Origin of the sequence: Chryseobacterium sp. RU33C (genome assembly GCF_900156015.1) — a bacterium.
In the GTDB taxonomy this organism is placed as follows: domain Bacteria; phylum Bacteroidota; class Bacteroidia; order Flavobacteriales; family Weeksellaceae; genus Chryseobacterium; species Chryseobacterium candidae.
Map to the genome: position 1 here is coordinate 100,590 of NZ_FTMT01000016.1, position 21,761 is coordinate 122,350.

Below are 21,761 nucleotides of genomic sequence, written 5' to 3' on the forward strand. Positions count from 1 at the left end.
GATGGGTAGCAGATGATAGGATTTTGGGATTAGGGATTAGGGAATCGAATGATATATATTTGTCGTAGTGGCTTCCATTATTCCCATCCTCTGGAGGGGTGTCAAAAATTCTTTGAATTTTTGACGAGGTGATAAACTCTAAACTCTAAACTTTTAATCCAAATCCTCCACCCATATATAAATATCATTCATTACATATCATTAAAGTTTGTATATTTGATAAGTTTGTGTAAAATCAAAAATTATCTTTAATGAAAAAGCTAAATATTGGGATACTTGCCCTTTCAGGTATTGTATTTCTTAACTCGTGTGGCGCAGCAAAGACTGCAGGAACTGAGAATAAAACTGAAGCTGCAGCAAAAGTAGCTGAACCGGTAAAAGAAGAAGCAAAAGAAGAGGGAATTAATTTATCGTATATGGATACCAGTGTCCGCCCGCAGGATGACTTTTTTAGCTATGTGAACGGAAACTGGGTGAAAACTACTCAGATTCCTTCCGATAAAGCCAGCTGGGGTTCTTTCAATGCGTTGAGAGAAAATGTAGATGATGCTTCATTAGATATCTTAAACAAAATTCTTACCGAATCATATCCTGCTGGGTCAGAAGGACAGAAAATCCAGAATCTGTATGCTTCTTTTATGGATACCAATAAGAGAAATGCAGAAGGTCTGGCACCTATCAAAGCTGATCTTGCCAAAGTAGATGCTATTAAAAGTCTTGGTGATCTTCAGAAATACCTTTTGGATGCTACAAAATTAGGAGACAACTCTTTCTATGGATGGAGAGTAGGTGCTGATATGAAGAATTCCAACATGAATGCGGTATATCTTGGCGGTCCTGATCTGGGATTAGGAAGAGATTACTATCAAAAAGTAAACGATGCCAATACTAAAACATTAGCAGAATATCAAACCTACGTTGGAAAGCTATTCGGGGTTTTGGGATATAAAAATTCTCCTCAGGCTGCACAGAATGTGGTAGATTTTGAAAAACAGCTTGCCAATTATTTATTGACTCTTGAGCAGAACAGAGATGCCAATTTAAGATACAATCCTAAAAACGTATCAGAATTGTCAGGGCTTGTAAAAAACGTTGATCTTGCCAAATACCTGAAAGATGCGGGCGTAAATACAGACAGGGTAATTATCGGAGAACTGAAATATTACCAGAATATGGATCAGTTCATTACGCAGAAAAACCTTCCTCTGCTGAAAGACTATCTGAAATATCACATCATCAACGGAAATGCAAGCAATCTTGATGACAGTTTAGAGCAGATCAGATTCGATTTCTATGCTAAATATTTACAGGGTCAGAAAGAACAGCGTCCAATGAACAAAAGAGGGCTTTCCCTTGTCAATGGTGTTCTTGGAGAAGCTTTCGGAAAACTGTATGTAGACAAATATTTCACTCCTGAAGCTAAAAAGCAGATGGAAACGTATATTGATTACCTTTTAAAATCATTCAAAACACATATCGCCAATATAGACTGGATGTCTCCTGAAACGAAAGTAAAAGCTCAGGAAAAACTATCCAAGTTTACGGTGAAAATTGCTTACCCTGATAAATGGAAAGATTATACCCAATTGAAAGTAGAATCTCCAAAAGAAGGGGCTACCCTTTATTCTAACCTTCAGAATGTTGCAGCATGGCAGTATCAGAGAAGTTTGGATAAAGTTGGAAAACCTGTTGACAAAACAGAATGGGGAATGTCTCCGCAAACGGTAAATGCATACTACAGCGGATCAAACAACGAAATTGTATTCCCTGCAGCTATTCTTCAGCCGCCTTTCTACAATCCTAAAGCTGATGCCGCGGTGAACTTCGGAGGAATCGGAGCCGTTATCGGTCACGAAATTTCTCACGGATTTGACGACAGCGGTTCGCGTTTCGATGGAGATGGTAACCTGAATAACTGGTGGACGGATGCAGACCGTAAAAACTTCGATGCAAAAGTAGGTCAGTTAGCCGCTCAGTACAGTGCTTACGAACCTGTAAAAGGAAGCTTCGTAAACGGTAAATTCACAAGCGGTGAAAACATTGGTGACTTAGGTGGAGTAGCGGTGGCTTATGATGCCCTTCAGATGTATTTAAAAGATAAAGGAAACCCAGGTAAGATCAGCGGATTCACTCAGGATCAGAGATTCTTTATGAGCTGGGCTACGGTCTGGAGAACTAAAGCTACCGATCAGTATATGATTAATCAGGTGAAGACCGATCCGCATTCTCCGGGAATGTTCAGAGCTTTTGGGCCATTGGTAAATCAGGACTCATTCATCAAAGCATTTGATATCAAACCGGGAGACAAAATGTATAAAGCTCCTCAGGACAGAATAAAAATCTGGTAATTTTACCTTAAATTGTTAGAAAAGAAAGAATCTGCTTCAATACGAAGCGGATTCTCTTTTTAATATTCTTTCTTATAATTCCGGAGCACAAACTTTATTCCGGTTTCCATAATATCTCCCATGGTTTTACAATACTTGAAATTGACATCGTAGGTGAGTTTTTGTAAAGCAGTTCTTAGTTCTATAACATTGGCTTCCGGTGCTATATTGTCTTTTTTCATAATAGAAATCAGTTCATCAAATCTGTTTTGGCTGCTTGTAACTCTTTTTACGATCTGCGAACGTACTTCCTTACGGTACTGTTCTATAGAACTTGGTTTGAGTTTTTCCAAAACCATATTCACCATCTGATTGTTTTCTTTAAAATATTGGGGAAGATATACTTTCAGATTTCCCTCATACGTTTGCTGATCAAAATCGATAGGGCGGATTCTGTAAATAACCTGGTCGAAATCATGGATGGGAATTACAACATAATTATAAGAACGCATGTCACCAAGAAGCCCGATAAGGCAGCGTTCATTAAACTTCACAAATTCCTTGGAGATCTGTGCTTTTTCCAGTTCTGTACAGTTGGCAAGGTGCTTCTGGATAAAAACATCTCCGGGAATTCCTAAAATATGTTCTTCAATCAAAGTGTTTTTATAAACCAGAAAATTAATCCGGTTGGGAGAAAGCAGGTCTTCAAGCTCCAATCCGAATATTCGTGAGGCATCAGCCTGTTTAATATAAAAATAAGTATAATTATCATTAAGTACATTTCTTACCCGGATCCGGAAAGGTTTAGAATTCCCGAAAGTACAAAAATCGATCGTGTCAACTTTCAGATAAGGTAAAGTAGCCGTATCTCCATCAGAATGAAGGAGGGTATAAATTTTATTTAAATTGGCCTCTATTTCTTTAAACTCATATTCAGAATACAGCACCCCAAGCCACAAAGTATCTTTGCCTTCTTTATCCAGAATTCTCACACTGTCACTAAACCTTAAAAGGTCTTCATACAGAAACTTGATCTTGGTGGTTCTGTTATATTTTTCCAAATACTGCTGTAACGCTTCCGAAACTGGAAATATGGGTTTTCTGAACGCTATTTTTACATCTTTCATGACACTGTTCACTTTGTTTAAATATAAAAAATATTTTTTGCAAAGTGAGAGAAATTCTTATTTTAATATTCATTAGGCATGTTTGTGAAAGAGTAAAACAAACAAAAATTTTATTTTATTTTTCTTGGAAGACTTTATTTATTTTTTCATAGCTTAGTGATATCGTAATGTGTTGATTTTATGTTGAATAAATGCAAAATAAATTTGATGATCCAGGAAAAATCTTAGTAAAATTTTTTATGTTACAGTTTTTTTTTAAATTTAAACATTGGATTGGTAATTTATTTGATTCATCAGTAAATTATTCAAAGACAAATCCAAACCAAATTAATAAATCTCAAAATAACAATAATATGGCAATGTTTAATTATGGTGTTGGCGGAAACGAGGTAAAAGTAGACGCTAATGAAGCTATTCAGGAAATACAGGAAAATAAATCACTGATAGTAAGCCAACTTACAACAGAAGAGTCTTATACCCCTGAAATTGTAACAGGATTAAAAACCGTGGAAGATGTTTTCAAACATTTTCAGCCTGCAATATCTGTACAGCATGAAGCAGAAGACGGTGGAGTGATAGAAGAGGAATTCCGTTTTCAAAACCTTGGAGACTTTACCCCTAAAAGCCTTACTCAGAAATCAGATTATCTGCAGCAGCTGAGCATGGAACAGGAGCAGTACAACAAAATAGTACGTCAGCTGAAAACCAACAAAATTCTACGCAACATGCTGGAGAACGATCAGACAAGAGCTGCGTTCGTGGAAGTATTGAAAGAAGTGGCACAGGAACTTGAAAAATAATTAAAGACTACATTAAATCATGGATAGCAAATTACAGGCACAAGAAAGCCAGCAGCAGGGGCAGCAGCACTCAGGGCAGCCGAAAGGCAACCCGCTTGCAGAGCTTAATAAAATAGGAGGTTTTGGCTTTGTTGAATCCGTTGTAGACGGTATCGCCAATATGAACCCAACAAGAAAGGCAAGAAAAGAAATCTTCCTGAATGACAGTAATAAAGCAGACGAAAGAAAAGAACTTCTTCAGAAGATCAATCTTTGGATAAACCTTTTAGAGGGGAATGAATCTGCAGATAAAATGGCCGATACGTGCAAAAGTAAAGCACAACAGGCCGATCAGAACTTAAAAACAAACTTAAAAAATACGCTGGATGCCGTTCGTCTGCTGGAAACCAACTACAGAACAGTAGCTCAATTCTACAAAAATACAGAATTGGATAAGGTGGATAACGTAAGCATCGTCAATGCAAGCCTTGAACAGGTATCCGATCTGGATAATCCTTTGTTCATTGATGCTATTGCAGAAGAGTTCAAGAACTATTATGACCGCCTTGACCTTAGAGATAACTACTCAATCCTTGCAATTCCAGGATATTTAGGGTCAAACAAGGTCATTGAGAAATGGGCAAAAATCTGTAACGAAAACAAAGTAATGATGGTTACAGACTTCGCCAACCTTGATAAGCCGGATGATGTTGTAGATTTATTCCACTCTGCCAACCTTACCGGAGGCGAACTTCACAGAAGTAACGTGATTATGACGTGTAACTGGCTGGTAGGACGCGGTAAAGCAGAAGAAGTAGGGGAAGAGGAAAACGTAGAGCTTCCACCTTCCACTTCATTAGCAGGGAAAATCCACAAAACACTGATGTCTCAGGTAGCAGCAGGTAAAAAGCACGGTAATATCAATGAAGTAGATGCTGTAAAATTCGAATTGAAGAAAAGTGAGATTTCTCAGTTGGAAAAAATGGGCCTTGTACCAATGGTCAACGAATACGGAAAGATTATGGCTTTCTCTGCGAAGACCTTATTTACAGGAGACAATATTGGTCTTCAGACGTATTCCGTAGTGCGTGTATTCGACTATGTAACAAAGGTATTGCTTGATTTCCTTAACAGAAGAGCCTTCGAAAACTGGAATGCTAAGAACGAGGATGATTTGAGAAGACAGATTGTAACATTCCTGGATAACATCAAAGGGCCGGACAAATTGATCGAGAAATTCAAAATTGTTCGTTTTGAGCAGGATAGAGTGAACAAAGACAGAGTATGGCTGGATATCCGTATGACGCCTTATTTCCCTACAAAAAGTTTCGTTATTAAATTGGACGGACACAAAGGAGATGATGGCAACGAATGGGATGCAGAATATACTCAGGAGTAACATCAACACACTTTACATAACAAAAACCGATGCAATTTTACATCGGTTTTTTTTCAACCAACACCTATGAAATTGAATATGAATAAAACACTTATTATTGGATTGCCTATCATGTTGATCATCCTTTTGATAAGCTGTGAAAAAAAATACCAAAGTCCGGGTCATTATGAAAATGATCTTTTTGCTGACGAACACCAGGAAGGAAAAGCATACATCATGAATAGAGATGAGTGTTTTGATGGCAGTGAACTCGTTATTGCAAGTTCAGATGTAATACTTTCAGACAGTTCAAAAGGCCGTGGAAAATCATTCTTTCTCTATAAAGTAAAATCTGGAAAAGTATTGAAAACGGTAAGAGATTCTACAGTAGAAATGCCAATGCTGTTTTTATCTCAATACAAATTAAAAATAAAGAACACGGATTCTATGTATGTTTATCTGAAGAAACTTGAAGGATACCGTTTTATAGCCAAAGACAGGAACCTTAAATACCAATGGTTAAAAGCGGCTCCGGTGTATTCTGTTGAGATAAATTAACGTTAAATTCAATTCTTTTTATATCACTCTATCATGATTTTTTTTATTTTTGTTTTTGAACCAACACAAAAACACGATGAAAAAAAATGTAATCCTATATGAGGGTATATCCCTTCATTCTCTCCTACAATTAGATCAGAAAAGTAATATCTGTCAAAATAGTTTCCAGCCTGAAGTTATTTATAAATTATAGTAACCATGACAGGAAATATTACCGGGGAGCAAAATCCTCAGGTAGGAACAACATACTCCTACGAAGTTAAACCTTCCGGTCTTTCATTCGGACTGAAGGGTGAATATGAATGGTATATTTATAAGAGACAAAAGAACAGAAGCTGGAAAGATATCACCGGGACACCTAAAACTGGTGAAAAAGTAACCTACAAGTTTGGAGAAATAGCACTGGGAATAGAATTTCAAATGAAAGTCTATGAGATTAAAAAAGGTGTTTTACCGGGACTTCCTGATACCAGAGAACTGGCTGGAAGTCTTACCATTATTCCTGCCAGTAACAAAGTCCCGAAGATTGATAAAGTAGTACTCTTCAACAGAGGAGCAAAAGACTTTAATAAAGCCAGTTATTATGATACTCTTATTGCGCAGGCTCATTGTATTGCGATGTTTAATAAAGAGATTGAGTTTCACCTTTGGGAAGATGACGCTCCTGGAAAAGGCCACGATGCCAATATTAACAAAAACAACCGTCACACACGCAGCTATAAGGCTCACGTCAATGAAAAAGGGATTGCGGAAGTCTCCATTCCTCTGATGTCTGATGAAAAAATCCTTCGTCAGATCGCCAATCAGTTTCTGATGAAAGATGACAGAAATGAAGGCGCGAATCACGAGTATTATGTTACGGCCAATTACTCCGGGAAAATTCAGGGAGCCAGCCAGGTGAATGTAGATGTAGCCAATCCGGATTATAAAGGACTGCCTCAAAACCAGCCCCAACCTAAGCCGCAGCCTGAGAAGCACACGCCAAAATTCCCGGTCGGACAAGGAGACGCGCCCAAACAACCTGATCCTAAAGGCAATATTATAGAAGCCGTTTTCATAGATGATACCGGAAAAGAGCTTTCCAAAGTAGTGGTAGGAGATAAAGTGAGGGTAAGAATTCACTCCAAAAACATGGTGGGAAAACACATCCAATATGTCATCTGGGAATCTGACCCGGTATTCCAAGATGAGGTTTACCGAAGCAGAATGATTAAAATACCCGCAGATATATGCGACACTTCAGGATTTTTCATTACCAAAGATATTTTTCAAAAAGGAACAGGCTCTCCTATAGGCAATTCGGATTCGGATAAACAAAATTATTTCATCGAAATTATCTCCAAAGATCTTTCTGCGGAATCTCAGAAATTTGGTGTAAATTCGGAAGGTTTGATGCAGGTGGAGAAGGTGAAGAGTGCGGTGGGGGTGGAGAAGCAGCCGGAGCCCAACAATTCAAAAGACGAAAAAGTATGTGAATGCGAAGCAAGAGTAAGAGCATTTATCAGAATGTTAAGAGTAAAAGAAGGTACAGATACAGAAAATGGTTACACAACTCAATATAGTGGGAAACAGTTCTCAGATCTAAGCAAACATCCTGAAGAAGTAATTACATCTGGTAAATATTCATCTTCAGCTGCAGGTGCATATCAAATAATGACGGATACATGGAAAAATTTGACAGGATATTATCAGGACAAAAATAAAAACTGGCATTATTCTGAAAAGTTGGACTATTCAAAAAAATATAATATCACTAGCTTTGATCAAGAATCTCAAGATAAATTCTGCTTAGTAATTATGAAGCACAATTATATCCAGGACCGTTCGGATAGCTTCTATAATCCTGTTGTATGGAAAGATAAGAAAAAGAAGATTCGTGATACAATAAAAGAAGAAAAATTAAAAGAATGGAGAAGAAGATTTAAAGGAAAACAAGGAGATATCATCCAAATGATTATTGATAATGATATTGAAAAAGCTGCTCTTATTTCTAGTTTATGTTGGGCAAGTTTACCAGACTCCCCCTATGGGCAACAAAGTTCATCATATACTTTTGATATGGTAAAGGCTATTTACCAGAAAAACCTTAAAGAAGAACTAATTGAACCAAGTAAAGAATTACATTTAAAAAAAGGTTTTTTAAAAGAATTTGGATATGGATGTTGTGAATCAAATGATAATAAAGAAGCTCAATCCAAAAATGAATGTCCAGAAGATTGTTCACAATGTTTTCATTATGCTGATGTATGGGAAAATCCCGAGATAAGTTCAGATAATGGAGGAAAAAATAATAATAGATTTGGATATAATTCTGCAAGGGGGCATAAAGGAATAGATATTCTTTCAGGTCCAACATATAAAGATGTACATTCTCTAATGTGTGGCGAAGTTACAGCTATAGTAAATACTTTTAAGACGAACGAATATAGATATAAAAGTTTAGGTAATACTTTAATGGTAAAATCTAAAGATAAAGATGGGAAAACTGTATTTATCTTATATTGTCATCTTAATAAAATATATGTTAAAAAAGGGGAAAAAGTAAAACATGGCCAAAAAATAGCCCAATCAGGATCGACAGGAAATGCTTCAAGCAGTGAATTTCTAAATGGAGTAAATGGCTCGGGAATTAACAAGAAATACTGGCATTGTCACATTGAAGCAGCAACAAAAGGTGATGGATACCATAATTTCCGTGACCTAGGCTCATACAGAGTAAAAGCAGAAGATTATATGAAAACAAAATTTGATAAAAATGGTAATCCGATTAAATAGTATAGTAACAATAATAAGTTTTTTATGTTTATTAGTATCATGTAGAAATGATGCAAAAGAAAAAAATATAACGACCAAAGTCATTAATAAAGAAATCACTCAGGTTGATTTTCTTAATAAGAAATATTTCAAAAGATATTCAATGTCTGTTGATGAATCAACACCAGCTCACCATCCTCATTACAATTATTTAGATTGTGAAAAAGAAGGTTATTTCTCTGTTCATTTCATTCCCAAGGATAAAACACTCATTTCTTTTTGGAAAGATCAATATTTTAAGGAAAACAAATATGAATATGATGATTGGGAAACTGAAAATAAAATTGTTTCTAAGCTTTTAAATGGTAAGTATGAATTATATAATATTTTTTGTTTTCAAATAACAAAAAAATACTTAGATACATCTTCGGGCTGCACAGAAGAAAGTATTAATATAAAAGAAGAAAGTATTGCTGACTTATACCTTTATAATTTAAAAACAAAGAAATGGGATTTTTTAAAAAGTCTGAAAGTATCAATTTTACCACCTTTTGCAGATAATAATTTTTTCATAAAAAACTTTCCAGATCTTATTCATCAAATTGAAAATCAACCATCAACAGTAATAAAAGATTCTATAACAATTCCTAAATCTTCCATTTGGTCAACTGACTGCAAAGCTGATAAATTCATTAGTATTAAAACAAAAATTAACAATATACAATTTACAATACCTGGAAGGTTTTCAATGAATGCTCAATTAAAAAAAGTGAGTAATAATAAATATGAATTTTACTTTACCGACTTTCCTTCAATCATCCCACTTCCCGATGAAATGCAAAACTGGGAAAATTTAGACAATAAAAAGGCCGTTGGTCATATTCAAATAATTGATGAATCTAAAATAAACTTAACATGGTTTGGCTTTTATAGTAAAAAAGCTAAAAAAAATATACAAACCGAAAATCCTTTCATTAAAGAACATAATGTTCCAGCAAGCCTCATAAAATGTTCTGAATAATAATAAAAGCATTCATTTTTCAAAACAAAAAGGAAAACCCATAAATAAAACCTGTCAGCCAGACGCTAAATCATGTGAGTTTAAAAACCTGTCAAATAAGTATAAATTTATTTTAGAAGCCGAAGAATATAAAAATGAGAAGGAACAAAAATATCGAACTTCCGCGTGGATTATTATAACAAATAAAAAGAATGGAAAATTGCAGGAGATTCATTATGAACCAAATTCATGGACAACTTATAGTGATTTGCCGTGTAACAACTTTTTTGTAAAAGATTTTAATTTTGACGGTTTAGAAGATTTTGCAATTGTTTGGGATCAGGGAGGTGTCGAAAAGTTATATGAATATTATCTTCAAGATAAAAATGGAAATTTTTCTGCTTTAGCATCTTTCCCTTTACAACATGGAATTTTAGCAGAAAATATTGATGTAACAAACAAAACAATTACAACACAAAGTATTATAGGATGTTGTCATGTTAATATAAATAAATATAAGCTTAATTCTAATACTACCTGGGATATTTCTTCGGAACAGCAGGAACTAAAGAAAAAATAATTTATAATACATAAAATATGATTAGCAACTGATGAATCTTTTTTAACTTTATGATCATATATATTCAAGTAATTAGGAAGAGATAAGAGTAAAAAAAATAAATTTATACAATAACGGATTCATAGTCAGAACATTTTCTCCATAAATCTATTTTTCATGTAACAGAAACAAAAAATCTCTTTCAAAATCAAAACAGGTAAAAAATAAAATAAACCTATCTTTGCAGCATTGAAAATAATGTTCAGGATGAAGAGAAAATCATCTCTTCAGTGATTTAAAATAAGATTGATTTTTGGAAAAAAATAAAACAGCTTCGGAATTTCTATACGTTGGCAGCAAAATCCTGAAATGGTATAAAAATAATGCAAGAGATCTGCCTTTCAGACAGACAAAAGATCCGTACAAAATCTGGATCTGTGAAATTGTATTTCAGCAGACGAGAATCAACCAGGGATTGAATCATTATAATAATTTCATTAAAAGATTTCCCGATGTAAAAACGCTGGCAGAGGCTGAAGAAAACGAAGTTTTATTGTATTGGAAAGGGTTAGGTTATTATTCCAGAGCTATTAATATACATAAAGCCGCCCAACAGATCATGAATGATTATCAGGGTGTCTTTCCTCACCAATACGAAGAGATTTTAAAACTGAAAGGAGTAGGAAAATATACAGCTGCAGCTGTTTCAAGCATCTGCTTCGGTGGAAAAATGCCTGCTGTTGACGGGAATTTCTACCGTGTTCTGAGCCGTCTTTTTGCGGATGATTTTGATATTTCAAATTCAAGAGCATTTACCTATTTTTCTGAATTGGCCGCCTTGGTGATGCCGGAGAATGTAGGAGATTTTAATCAGGCTATGATGGATATCGGCTCGGAAATCTGTAAGCCCAAAAATCCATTATGTGGAGAATGCCCTTTAAATGAAGACTGCCTGGCATTTTCTATGCAGAAAATTTCAGATTATCCTGTAAAAACCAAAAAAGTAAAAGCAGAAGATCTTGCTTTAACCTATTATTTTGTTCACAAAAACGGACATTTTCTGATCCGTCAGAGAGCAGATGACTTCATCTGGAAGAAATTATTTGAATTTCCGACAGCTATTCCTTCGGATATGGAATCCTTCATTACAGGTTCAAAAACGGTTACCCATAAACTGACTCATAAGAATTTAAGCATTGAGATTTGGAATGTTGAGGTTACTTCAGAAAAACAATGGAATGATTTTATTGCTGAAAATCAATACCTGATTACAGATCTTGAAGGCTCTCATGAAAAATCCTTTCCGAAGCCTTTGGAAATTTACATTCAAAACGCTCTGAAAGACTGAAATTTGTCTTCTGAAATCTGAAATCTAATTTGTACTTTTGCAAAATGATTAAAAAAGTCATTTTTATTTTTGTATCGCTGCTTTTGATTTCATGTGGAAAAGACCCTTCACCAAAACCTTATGGAGAACTGCGTCTTGAATATCCTGCACCGAAATACCAGAAGTTTGAAAACAATTGCGCCTATACCTTTGAGTATTCGGACTTTGCTTCAATTGCACCAGCCAAAAAACCTTGCTGGTTCTATCTGAATTATCCTAAAATGAAAGCTAAGCTATTCGTTACCTATTATCCGATACAGAACGACTTTGCTGACCATATCAAGGAAGCCGAGAAAATGGTATATGAGCATACCATTAAAGCCAGTTCCATAGATACAAAATCCTTCGAGTACCCTGAAAAAAAAGTATACGGGAACTTCTATGAGCTGAAAGGGCAAAGCGCTTCCAATCTTCAGTTTTACGTTACAGACAGTACGAAACACTTCGTGACTGCTTATTTATACTTTAATACGAGACCGAAACCGGACTCTCTTGCCCCCGCAGTAAATTATATCAAAAATGATATGAAACATCTGCTGGACACTTTTGAATGGAAAAAATAATTACTTTTAATATACATTGAAAAATATATGAAACTTTTAGTTGTAGGAAGTGTTGCATTTGATGCAATTGAAACACCATTTGGTAAAACGGACAAAATTTTAGGAGGTGCAGCCACTTATATCGGAATCACTTCATCAATTTTAGGCGTTAAATCCGGAATTGTTTCTGTAGTAGGAGGAGACTTTCCACAGGAACATCTTGACATGTTCACAAACAGAGGTGTAAACATCGAAGGAATTGAAATCGTGAAAGAAGGAAAAACATTCTTCTGGTCCGGAAAATACCACAACGATCTGAATACAAGAGATACTCTGGCTACAGAAGTAAATGTACTGGAAAACTTTGATCCGAAAATCCCGGATTCAATGCAGGATGCCGAAATTTTGTTACTTGGAAACCTACACCCTGGAGTTCAGTTATCTGTACTTGAAAAAATGAACAACCGTCCTAAACTGGTTATCCTTGATACCATGAACTTCTGGATGGATTCTGCTTGGGATATTTTGATGGATATGATTGCAAAAACAGATGTAATTACCATCAATGATGAAGAAGCAAGACAGCTTTCAGGAGAATATTCTTTGGTAAAAGCGGCGAAAAAGATCCACACAATGGGTCCTGAATATGTAATTATTAAAAAAGGAGAACACGGAGCTTTACTTTTCCATGACAATAAAGTATTTGCTATCCCGGCACTTCCGTTAGAAGATGTTTTCGACCCTACCGGAGCCGGAGATACTTTCGCAGGAGGTTTCGCGGCCTATCTTGCTAAAAAAGGGAAAATTGATTTCGAAACGATGAAGTCTGCCCTTATCGTAGGATCTGCAATGGCTTCATTCACCGTAGAAAAATTCGGAACAGAAAGAATAGAAGAAGTAAACGAAGCGGATATGTTCAGCAGATTGAGACAATTCAAAGAATTAACAACATTTGATGTTGAACTGCAATAAATAAGTCTTTTTAAGAAATATTTATAATAAAAAATTGAAGGAAATTCGTTAAGAATTCTAAATTTGCAACTTGTTAAAATAGTAAAATGACAAATAAACTAAAAATCACTTTTCTTCTTGGGATTTTCATCATGATATTCTCTTCAAATATGATGAATGCCCAGCTAAAACAAGGAGATTTGGTGGATGGTATTGCAGCTGTTATCGGGGATGAGATTGTATTGGAATCTGATGTAATCGAGCAGATGAATTATGGTAAACAGCAGGGAGCTGCCAACACGGATAAATGTGAGTTCCTGGAAAACCTTATCAGCAATAAGCTTCTTGTATACGAAGCAAAAAAGGACACCTTAATTGAGAACCGTTCTGCAGCCATCAAAGAACAGGCTAATGCAAAATACCGTCAGATGCTTTCTCAGTTTCCGGATGAAAAAACAATGCTTGCAGCCTATAAGTTCAGAAATGCTTATGAACTGAAAAATGCTATTGAGAAAATAGATACAGACCAGTATTACGGACAGGCAAAATACCAGAGAGTTACTGATAAAGCAGACGTAACCCCAAATGAGGTAACTGATTTCTACAATATGTATAAAACACAGCTGCCACAGGTGAAAGATGAGGTTACTTTAGCTCAGATTATGATTTATCCGTCACTTACAGAAGCTCACAAGCAAGACCTTATCAACAGATTGAAAAAAATCAAGCAGGATATTATCGGAGGGGAAACTTTTGAAAGCCAGGCAAGAATCTATTCTGAAGATGAAGGATCAGCGGCCAACGGGGGATTATATAAGAATATCAATAAAGGGCAGATGGTGAAGCCATTCGAAGCTGCTGCATTGAACCTTCAGGAAAATGAAATCTCAGATCCTGTTGAATCTGAATTCGGATTCCACATTATTCAGTTGGTAAAAAGATCTGGTAAAGTATATGATGCAAGACATATCTTGTTGAAAGCTGTTCCTACTGATGATGAGATCAAAACTGCAAAAGCAAAATTAGACAGTATCAGAGGGCTTATTATGGATGGCAAAATAACATTCAAAGATGCGGCTTTTAAATTCTCAGATGATAAAAGAACAAAATTCAACGCGGGGATCATTCCCGGAGCTGATGGTTCTGATAAAATTGAAAGAGAAAGTATCCCTGGAACAATCAGCTACGAATTGGCAGGATTAAACAAAGGCGATATCACTACTGCTTTTGAAGATGAAGAGAACAAGAGAAAACAAATCAAGATCATCAAAGTGGAAGATGTGATTCCTTCTCACCAGATTACCCTGGAAACAGACTTCAGCAGAATCAAGCAGATGGCGCTGAATAAAAAGAAAAGTGAAATGGTTGAAAAGTTTGTCAACTCCAAGTTGCCAACCACTTTTATTTCAATCGACAAACGTTACGACAGCTGTAACTTTAAGTCTAACTGGAAGAAACAATCCATGTCAAAATAAAATCAAAACCTTCAGAATTTCTGAAGGTTTTTTTTATCATCAGACTTTATAAAGACGAAAACCATGATGGAAAATATTGACAGATATTTCCCGGAAAACCATTGTTTTTAGTATTTTTACGCATGAGCAATTTTATAGATTTTAACGCTGCAAAAAAAATTCATGACATGGAGGGAACACACAATAGAATTTCACACCTTTTCAATATTAAATATCCGATTATCCAGGCAGGGATGATCTGGCATTCAGGCTGGAGACTTGCTTCCGCAGTTTCCAACTGTGGAGGATTAGGAATAATAGGAGCAGGAAGCATGTATCCTGATATCCTGAGAGAAAATATCCGGAAATGTAAACTGGCAACAGATCAACCATTTGGGGTAAATGTACCGATGTTATATCCTAATATTGAGGAAATCATTCAGATCATCCTTGAAGAAGGAGTGAAAATTGTATTTACGTCAGCCGGTAATCCGAAAACCTATACGGAAACCCTTCAGAAAGAAGGTATAAAAGTAGCCCATGTAGTATCCTCTACCAAATTTGCTGTAAAATGCGAAGACGCGGGAGTTGATGCCATCGTTGCAGAAGGTTTTGAAGCAGGAGGGCACAACGGAAGAGATGAAACAACTACATTCTGCCTTATACCTAATGTAAAAAAGCATATTTCTAAGCCGTTAATCGCAGCCGGAGGAATTGCTTTAGGTTCACAGATTAAAGCTGCAATGATTCTTGGTGCAGATGGAGTACAGATTGGTTCCCGTTTTGCGGCTACAACCGAAGCAAGTGCTCATGAGAACTGGAAAAAGAAAATCACAGAATTACAGGAAGGAGATACACACCTTACTTTAAAAGAACTGGCACCTGTAAGAATGGTTAAAAATAAATTCTTCAATGAACTGGAAGATATCTATGTGAACGGAAGAAATAAAGATGCCTTAATTGCCTCATTAGGAAGAGCCAGAGCAAAAAAAGGAATGTTTGAAGGAGATATGGAAGATGGAGAACTTGAAATAGGTCAGGTTTCTGCCTTAATAGATGAAATTCTTCCGGTGGAAAATGTTTTCAGTCATCTTTTAAAAGAATTTGAAGCAACAAAAATGCCTGTTTTTTAATATGATTTTTATTTGATGGAAGGAAGAATAATTAATGTAAAGGGACAAAAATTATATATTGAACACAATAATCAATTTGAAGGCAGGCCAACAATTATATTTCTGCATGATTCATTAGGATCAGTACAGCTTTGGAGAGAATTTCCTGCTAAACTATCAGAAATTGCACAATGTAATATCCTTGCGTATGACCGTTTAGGTTATGGGAAATCTTTTCCTATGCTTACTCATGAAAGACCCGTAAATTATATGGAGCTGGAAGCAGATTTGTTAAATAATTTATTGATCGAAATGGATATTGATAATGCAATTCTCTTTGGACACAGTGATGGAGGAACAATAGCCTTAATTACCGCTTCAAAATATCCTGAAAGAATAGAAGCCGTTATCTGTGAAGCTGGTCATATTTTTGTGGAGGAGGTAACTTTAAAAGGAGTTTATGATGCCTGGGAAGCTTATAAAACGACCAATCTTCCTCAGCGTTTACAGAAATACCATGGTGATAAAGTAGAAATGCTTTTCAAAGCCTGGACAGAAACCTGGACACGCGAAGATTACAGAACCTGGAATATTGAATATCTGTTGAAAGATATTAAAGCTCCATTGTTATTTATTCAGGGAGAGGCTGATGAATACGGAACTTTAGATCAGGTAGAAAAAACAGTGACTCAGGTGAGTGGAAGTGCAGAAAAATATATCATCCCCGGAGTAGGACACACACCTCATAAAGAAGTGCCTGAGCTTGTGTTGGAGAAAGCGGCCGGATTTATCAGCAAATATTTCTAATATGCAATATCAAACAAGACACCTATTACCGGGTGTCTTTGTTTTGTTAAAAACAGATTCATCTATTTTTTATTTTAATAACTGAAGTTCAGCTGTAATGTTTTCCTTTGCCTGGTTTTCATATTTTTCCCTAAAATACTCTGTTTTAAAGATACTTTCAAGTTCAAGAAAATGCTTAAGTACTTTTCTGCGTCCCGGTTTGTAAAGAAAGTCAGGATAGATAGCATATTCTTTCCTGATATTTTGAGTATACTCCAGATAAGTTTTAAAATCTTTACCCAATACAGAAAGGTCAGCATCGAGAAGATAATTCGTTTCCTCACTATCAGACTGCTGATGTGATTTTGTTGCCAGAATCTGTGCAGAAATGATTGAAATTTTATTTTTATCTATATGAAGTTCGGCAAGCCTTTTTTCTGCCTTGGCAGCACTTTTCTCCTCATTGACTTTGGAGGTAGCATCATAGATAATATCATGGTAAAATACAGAAAAAGAAAGAGCGGTAAAATCTGAGATATTATTTCTCACTGCTTCAAGCTCTTTAAACATATTGTCAAGATGAAGAAGATTGTGGTAATGTCTGCCTTTTTCAGAATATTGGGTTTCAATCTCTTTCCACAGGCTGTTGATCAGCTGTTTGTCTTCCGTGAAAGGAGAACAAAGTGCTTCAAATTGATTTTTCAGATTCATAGAAATAAGATATAAAAAAAGGAACTTTTAAAAAGTTCCCTGATTTGCTTCCAGAACAGCCTTCAGCTCAGCCCAGCCTCCGCCGTTATAACCGTCCTTTAATCCTTGAGCGTTAAGATAATCCAAAGCCTTTCCGCTTCTGTTTCCACTTCTGCAGAATAAGATTACTGGTTTTTCAACAGATAGAATTTCATCCTGTCTGTCTTCCACTTCACCTAGAGGAATATTCTTAGCACCATCTATATTACCGTCCATTTCAAGCTCCATTGGCTCACGAACGTCGATTAATTCATAGTTTCCTGATTGTATTACTTCTATTAAAGACATATTTGTTGGTTTAAGCATTAAATTAGAAACGAAATTACGTATTTTTTTTTTGAAAAAATTCCTAATGAAAATATAATTTTTTCAGAAAAGAACCATCAGTGGAATGTACTTTGGCAGAAATCAGAACATTGATAAAATAATCTTAATTTTGCAGTGTGAAATTAATGAATGCAGACGCTGAAAAATATTCCCAACAGATAAAGTCCAAGGCAAAAAGTTTTGGGTTTCAGAATTGTGGCATTTCGAAAGCTGATTTTCTGGAGGAAGAAGCTCCTCATCTGGAAAAATGGCTGAAGAATAATTATAATGGCGAAATGAAGTATATGGAAAATCATTTCGATAAAAGGCTTGATCCGAGACTCCTGGTAGAAGGTTCAAAATCTGTGATTTCACTTTCCTATAATTATTTTCCTGAAGAAAAGATTTCAACGCTGGAGAATTTTAAAATCTCAAAATATGCTTATGCAGAGGACTATCATGAAGTAATCAAAGAAATACTCCGTGAAATGGTTGCAGAGCTGCAGGAAGAAATAGGCGGATTCGGATTTCGTGTTTTTGTAGATTCTGCACCGGTTTTGGAAAGAGCCTGGGCTAAAAAGTCGGGAATAGGCTGGGTAGGAAAAAATGCCAACCTTATTACCAAACAAAGCGGTTCTTTTTATTTTCTGGCTGAAATTATCTGTGATCTGGAGCTGATTCCTGATCACGCCACTACAGATCATTGCGGAAGCTGCAGGAAATGTATTGATGCCTGTCCTACAGATGCCATCGTTTCTGAAAAAATTATAGATGGAAGCCGGTGCATTTCTTATGCAACCATAGAGCTGAAAAATGAAATTCCGGATTATTTTAAAGATAAAATGGAAGACTGGATGTTCGGCTGCGATATCTGTCAGGATGTTTGCCCATGGAACCGTTTTTCCGCTCCCAACAAACAGAGCCGTTTCCAGCCCAATGAAGCTTTGAAAAATTTCAAAAAAGGAGAATGGAAAGAACTTACCCAGGAAATTTTCTCCGAAATCTTCAGAAAGTCCCCAGTAAAACGCACAAAATTTACAGGACTTAAGAGAAATATAGAGTTTTTACAGAAGTCTTCAGACTGATTTTTCCCTAAACTTTCGGTGATAATCCCTCATTTGGAATTTTTTGAATTTCCAAACCAGAGCTGATAATTGACCATTCCTCAAATTTTTCGCTTTAAGGAGGTGAAGATTTACATCAATAAGTTTCTTGAAAAGCCTTTCCTATAAAGAAAAAAGATTTTCAGGAGATTAAAATCTCACAGAAAATCAACGTTTTTTTTGTATTCTTTTAGGAGCAGTTTTTACTCTTACTTTAAATCTTTTTTGGGATTTAGTATTTTTACGCATATTTGTGAATGTTTCGTAACTAAATATAGCTATTTTTCCGATTAAAACAAATACTTTTACTAAAAATTGTAGATTAAATTTTATTAAAACATGACTGTGAAAACTGTAGTAATGTATCTCCTGAAAGTGATAGGAATTATTTTAGGAATTGTGATTATTTATGCCATCCTTGGGCTGCTGATTCCCTATATTCCCGTTTCTGCAAAAGATGACGGACAGAAGAAAGAAATCCCTATTTATATTTATACCAACGGAGTGCATACTGATATAGTAATGCCGGTGAAAAATGACCTTCAGGACTGGAGTCAGAAAATTCCTTTCGGAAATACTAAATCTAAGAAAACAGATTATCAGTATATAGGAATAGGATGGGGAGACAAAGGGTTTTATCTTGATACGCCTACATGGGCAGATCTGAAATTTTCTACAGCTGTGAAAGCAGCATTCTGGCTAAGTGATTCTGCAATGCACTGTACTTACTATAATACGATGAAAGAAGGTGATGACTGTAAAATGATTATGATCAGCAGAAGCCAGTATGAAAATCTTGTGAAATATGTAGAAGATAAATTTGACAGAGACCAGAACGGAAATTTCATGCTGATCCCTACCAGTGCTGTATACGGTGATAATGATGCCTTTTACGATGCAAAAGGTACTTACAGCTTTCTTTATACCTGCAATACCTGGTCCAATAACGCTTTAAAAGCCGCAGGACAGAAAGCCGCCCTTTGGACACCGTCTGATTTCGGAATCTTTCAGCATTATAAATAAAATATGAAAAGGATTTTTTTGTTTTTCACCATCTTTTGGATGTGTTCATGTTCACAAGAGAGAAAAAATAATACAATAAGAGCGGTAGAAACACCAGTAGTTGCAGAAAAGAAACCTGAGGCAGATCTTTCTAAATTAAAATTAAAAGCAGACGAAGCTTTGAAATTCTGTGCTTCAAAGAATCTTAACAAAGATTTCTGCATTCTCATTGATATGAGCCTTCATTCTGGTGTTAACCGTTTTTTCGTTTGGGATTTTAAAAACAATAAAATCGCCAAGAAATATCTCGTAGGACATGGCTGCGGTTCCAATTCATGGAGTAAAGATGATTCTAAAGCAAATCCCGGATTCAGTAATGAAGACGGAAGCCACCTTTCTTCCCTGGGAAAATATAAACTGGAAGGAAGAGGTTACAGCGATTGGGGAATCAATATAAAATACCTGATGCACGGCCTTGAAGAAACCAATAGTAATGCTTTAAAAAGATTTATCGTCTTTCATTCCTGGAATCTGATGAGTGACGAAGAGGTGTTCCCAAAAGGTTCACCCGAAGGATGGGGCTGCCCAACCGTTTCCAACAATGCAATGAGGGAAATAGATCCGATGATTCAGAAATCAGGAAAACCTGTCCTGATGTGGATCTATAATTAAATCTTTGTTATACCTTTGTTTCATAGTATTTAGGTTAACTGATTCCGTTTTATGAAACATACCCTTTTCCGTGAACAACAGCTCAATTGTGATATAGAAACCGCCTGGAAATTCTTTTCCTCAGCCAATAATCTTTCAGAAATTACCCCGAAAGACATGGAATTCATTGTATTGACGGAAATGGAAGATGATGAAATCTATGAAGGAATGATCATTGATTATTATGTTTCTCCGATATTCGGTATTAAAATGAAATGGCAGACAGAGATCACCCATGTTGATTACCAGAAAAGCTTCATTGATTTTCAGAAAAAAGGTCCGTACAAACTCTGGAACCACCATCATGAATTTATTCCCAATGAAGAAGGTGTTCTGATGAGAGACACCATAGATTATGAACTTCCCATGGGATTTTTAGGAGAAATTGCCCATCGCCTTTTCGTCAGAAAGAAACTGGAACATATCTTTGATTATCGTTTCAGGATATTGAGTAAACTGTTCTAGATATTCAATAGAAATGGGCTTTAGCCCGTTTGAATAAGAAAACAAAATTTCAATTGGCTTTAGCCAAAACTTAAAACAGTCAATAATCAGATATATTACATTTCTTATTTTATTCTGAATTGTAGAGGTAGATTCTCTACGGAATGGCAGACTGCATGAATAAACTTTGCGTTCTATTGTCATTCCGCAGGAATTCAAATACGCATGAGTAGAATTATTCACTAATTGTTTAAGTTTTTTTAACAATTCCGTGACTGGATTTTCCAGCAGAAATCCCTATTTTTGCACAACTATCGTTTTTACTGAAAAACTAAAGTATTCTGATTGACATGGCAGGTCTGAGGTCATTTTTCTTATTTTATATCATACTGGTTTTTTCCCTTTTCAATTCGAATTGGGCGGAAAAATCATTGAGAAATATCCCTCAAGTTCCTCCTGTTACCAATATTCACGTTCTGGATGTTTACGAAGAGGCAGATATGAATACGCATGCATTGCCTGCTGCTGCTAAAATTGTAAAACATTCAGTTAAAAAAAACGATCCTGGTATTGCAGATTTTTCAGGAATATTAAAAGGTATTCCAAAAATTACGCTTCCTGAGATCGCAATTTCTATTATTTGTGGCGTTAAATCTTTTCTCCATCTTCTCCAGCTGTACTAGGTTTAAGTTTTTGAAAACCAAATCATTTTAACGGAAATCTTATAACTT

21 protein-coding genes are annotated in these 21,761 nt (G+C 35.7%); 18 read left to right on the forward strand and 3 right to left on the reverse strand.

All coding sequences use genetic code 11. The features are described from left to right. The first annotated feature begins 251 nt into the window (after window positions 1-251). Window positions 252-2,348, forward strand: coding sequence for a M13 family metallopeptidase (locus BW946_RS14195; protein WP_076596803.1), 2,097 nt, complete (start codon window positions 252-254; stop codon window positions 2,346-2,348). A gap of 59 nt (window positions 2,349-2,407) precedes the next feature. Here BW946_RS14195 and BW946_RS14200 read toward each other — a convergent pair whose 3' ends face one another. Beyond that, window positions 2,408-3,454: a hypothetical protein gene (locus tag BW946_RS14200; RefSeq protein ID WP_076596804.1), complete on the reverse strand. Its 1,047-nt coding sequence runs from the start codon at window positions 3,452-3,454 to the stop codon at window positions 2,408-2,410. A gap of 353 nt (window positions 3,455-3,807) precedes the next feature. Here BW946_RS14200 and BW946_RS14205 point away from each other — a divergent pair, with 353 nt between their 5' ends. The 12 genes from BW946_RS14205 (at window position 3,808) to BW946_RS14260 (ending at window position 16,735) form a co-directional block, all read left to right on the forward strand. Continuing rightward, window positions 3,808-4,254, forward strand: coding sequence for a type VI secretion system contractile sheath small subunit (locus BW946_RS14205; protein ID WP_076596830.1), 447 nt, complete (start codon window positions 3,808-3,810; stop codon window positions 4,252-4,254). A 19-nt stretch (window positions 4,255-4,273) separates the two neighbouring features. After that, the gene (locus BW946_RS14210; RefSeq protein WP_076596805.1) at window positions 4,274-5,632 is read left to right on the forward strand and encodes a DUF5458 family protein; all 1,359 of its coding nucleotides are present in this window, start codon (window positions 4,274-4,276) and stop codon (window positions 5,630-5,632) included. A 78-nt stretch (window positions 5,633-5,710) separates the two neighbouring features. Further along, the gene (locus tag BW946_RS14215) at window positions 5,711-6,169 is read left to right on the forward strand and encodes a hypothetical protein (RefSeq protein WP_228402589.1); all 459 of its coding nucleotides are present in this window, start codon (window positions 5,711-5,713) and stop codon (window positions 6,167-6,169) included. 198 nt (window positions 6,170-6,367) lie between these two features. Then, window positions 6,368-8,944 (forward strand): peptidoglycan DD-metalloendopeptidase family protein, encoded by a 2,577-nt coding sequence (locus BW946_RS14220; RefSeq protein WP_076596807.1) that lies wholly within the window; start codon window positions 6,368-6,370, stop codon window positions 8,942-8,944. Continuing rightward, window positions 8,925-9,944, forward strand: coding sequence for a hypothetical protein (locus BW946_RS14225; protein WP_076596808.1), 1,020 nt, complete (start codon window positions 8,925-8,927; stop codon window positions 9,942-9,944). Before BW946_RS14220 ends, BW946_RS14225 begins: the two co-directional genes overlap by 20 nt. A 199-nt stretch (window positions 9,945-10,143) precedes the next feature. Then, window positions 10,144-10,503, forward strand: a complete 360-nt coding sequence (locus BW946_RS14230) for an XAC2610-related protein (RefSeq protein ID WP_076596809.1) — start codon at window positions 10,144-10,146, stop codon at window positions 10,501-10,503. A 292-nt stretch (window positions 10,504-10,795) separates the two neighbouring features. Then, window positions 10,796-11,830: an A/G-specific adenine glycosylase gene (gene mutY, locus BW946_RS14235; RefSeq protein ID WP_076596810.1), complete on the forward strand. Its 1,035-nt coding sequence runs from the start codon at window positions 10,796-10,798 to the stop codon at window positions 11,828-11,830. Window positions 11,831-11,874: 44 nt separating this feature from the next. Next, on the forward strand, window positions 11,875-12,432 hold the full coding sequence (gene gldD / locus BW946_RS14240) for a gliding motility lipoprotein GldD (RefSeq protein WP_076596811.1): 558 nt from the start codon (window positions 11,875-11,877) through the stop codon (window positions 12,430-12,432). Between the two features lie 27 nt (window positions 12,433-12,459). Further along, window positions 12,460-13,383, forward strand: coding sequence for a PfkB family carbohydrate kinase (locus tag BW946_RS14245; RefSeq protein ID WP_076596812.1), 924 nt, complete (start codon window positions 12,460-12,462; stop codon window positions 13,381-13,383). An 86-nt stretch (window positions 13,384-13,469) separates the two neighbouring features. Beyond that, entirely contained in the window at window positions 13,470-14,837 is a 1,368-nt protein-coding gene (locus BW946_RS14250) for a peptidylprolyl isomerase (RefSeq protein ID WP_076596813.1), read from the forward strand. A gap of 167 nt (window positions 14,838-15,004) precedes the next feature. After that, window positions 15,005-15,949 (forward strand): NAD(P)H-dependent flavin oxidoreductase, encoded by a 945-nt coding sequence (locus BW946_RS14255; RefSeq protein WP_076596831.1) that lies wholly within the window; start codon window positions 15,005-15,007, stop codon window positions 15,947-15,949. 15 nt (window positions 15,950-15,964) lie between these two features. After that, entirely contained in the window at window positions 15,965-16,735 is a 771-nt protein-coding gene (locus BW946_RS14260) for an alpha/beta fold hydrolase (protein ID WP_076596814.1), read from the forward strand. Window positions 16,736-16,804: 69 nt separating this feature from the next. On the opposite strand, the gene BW946_RS14265 is transcribed toward BW946_RS14260, so the two are convergent. Next, window positions 16,805-17,425, reverse strand: a complete 621-nt coding sequence (locus BW946_RS14265; protein ID WP_083688882.1) for an HD domain-containing protein — start codon at window positions 17,423-17,425, stop codon at window positions 16,805-16,807. 27 nt (window positions 17,426-17,452) lie between these two features. Then, the gene (locus BW946_RS14270) at window positions 17,453-17,752 is read right to left on the reverse strand and encodes a rhodanese-like domain-containing protein (protein ID WP_047420452.1); all 300 of its coding nucleotides are present in this window, start codon (window positions 17,750-17,752) and stop codon (window positions 17,453-17,455) included. A gap of 164 nt (window positions 17,753-17,916) precedes the next feature. Here BW946_RS14270 and queG point away from each other — a divergent pair, with 164 nt between their 5' ends. From queG to BW946_RS14295, 5 genes are all read left to right on the forward strand, one after another. Beyond that, window positions 17,917-18,855, forward strand: a complete 939-nt coding sequence (gene queG / locus BW946_RS14275; RefSeq protein WP_076596816.1) for a tRNA epoxyqueuosine(34) reductase QueG — start codon at window positions 17,917-17,919, stop codon at window positions 18,853-18,855. Between the two features lie 357 nt (window positions 18,856-19,212). Next, a complete protein-coding gene (locus tag BW946_RS14280) occupies window positions 19,213-19,896 on the forward strand; it encodes a TIGR02117 family protein (protein WP_076596817.1) in 684 nt (227 codons plus the stop codon). Between the two features lie 3 nt (window positions 19,897-19,899). Continuing rightward, window positions 19,900-20,547 (forward strand): murein L,D-transpeptidase catalytic domain-containing protein, encoded by a 648-nt coding sequence (locus tag BW946_RS14285; RefSeq protein WP_076596818.1) that lies wholly within the window; start codon window positions 19,900-19,902, stop codon window positions 20,545-20,547. Window positions 20,548-20,598: 51 nt separating this feature from the next. Further along, window positions 20,599-21,051, forward strand: a complete 453-nt coding sequence (locus BW946_RS14290) for an SRPBCC family protein (protein WP_076596819.1) — start codon at window positions 20,599-20,601, stop codon at window positions 21,049-21,051. 410 nt (window positions 21,052-21,461) lie between these two features. Beyond that, window positions 21,462-21,713, forward strand: a complete 252-nt coding sequence (locus BW946_RS14295; protein WP_139326012.1) for a hypothetical protein — start codon at window positions 21,462-21,464, stop codon at window positions 21,711-21,713. The last annotated feature ends 48 nt before the right edge of the window (window positions 21,714-21,761 follow it).

Coding starts and splice junctions, on each gene's coding strand:
- BW946_RS14250 (WP_076596813.1), top strand. CDS start 13,470: ATGACAAATAAACTAAAAATCACTTTTCTTCTTGGGATTTTCATCATG.
- gldD (WP_076596811.1), top strand. CDS start 11,875: ATGATTAAAAAAGTCATTTTTATTTTTGTATCGCTGCTTTTGATTTCA.
- BW946_RS14225 (WP_076596808.1), top strand. CDS start 8,925: ATGGTAATCCGATTAAATAGTATAGTAACAATAATAAGTTTTTTATGT.
- BW946_RS14220 (WP_076596807.1), top strand. CDS start 6,368: ATGACAGGAAATATTACCGGGGAGCAAAATCCTCAGGTAGGAACAACA.
- BW946_RS14290 (WP_076596819.1), top strand. CDS start 20,599: ATGAAACATACCCTTTTCCGTGAACAACAGCTCAATTGTGATATAGAA.
- BW946_RS14205 (WP_076596830.1), top strand. CDS start 3,808: ATGGCAATGTTTAATTATGGTGTTGGCGGAAACGAGGTAAAAGTAGAC.
- BW946_RS14245 (WP_076596812.1), top strand. CDS start 12,460: ATGAAACTTTTAGTTGTAGGAAGTGTTGCATTTGATGCAATTGAAACA.
- BW946_RS14200 (WP_076596804.1), bottom strand. CDS start 3,454: ATGAAAGATGTAAAAATAGCGTTCAGAAAACCCATATTTCCAGTTTCG.
- BW946_RS14195 (WP_076596803.1), top strand. CDS start 252: ATGAAAAAGCTAAATATTGGGATACTTGCCCTTTCAGGTATTGTATTT.
- BW946_RS14215 (WP_228402589.1), top strand. CDS start 5,711: ATGAATAAAACACTTATTATTGGATTGCCTATCATGTTGATCATCCTT.
- BW946_RS14260 (WP_076596814.1), top strand. CDS start 15,965: ATGGAAGGAAGAATAATTAATGTAAAGGGACAAAAATTATATATTGAA.
- BW946_RS14280 (WP_076596817.1), top strand. CDS start 19,213: ATGACTGTGAAAACTGTAGTAATGTATCTCCTGAAAGTGATAGGAATT.
- BW946_RS14270 (WP_047420452.1), bottom strand. CDS start 17,752: ATGTCTTTAATAGAAGTAATACAATCAGGAAACTATGAATTAATCGAC.
- BW946_RS14285 (WP_076596818.1), top strand. CDS start 19,900: ATGAAAAGGATTTTTTTGTTTTTCACCATCTTTTGGATGTGTTCATGT.
- BW946_RS14210 (WP_076596805.1), top strand. CDS start 4,274: ATGGATAGCAAATTACAGGCACAAGAAAGCCAGCAGCAGGGGCAGCAG.
- queG (WP_076596816.1), top strand. CDS start 17,917: ATGAATGCAGACGCTGAAAAATATTCCCAACAGATAAAGTCCAAGGCA.
- BW946_RS14255 (WP_076596831.1), top strand. CDS start 15,005: ATGGAGGGAACACACAATAGAATTTCACACCTTTTCAATATTAAATAT.
- BW946_RS14265 (WP_083688882.1), bottom strand. CDS start 17,425: ATGAATCTGAAAAATCAATTTGAAGCACTTTGTTCTCCTTTCACGGAA.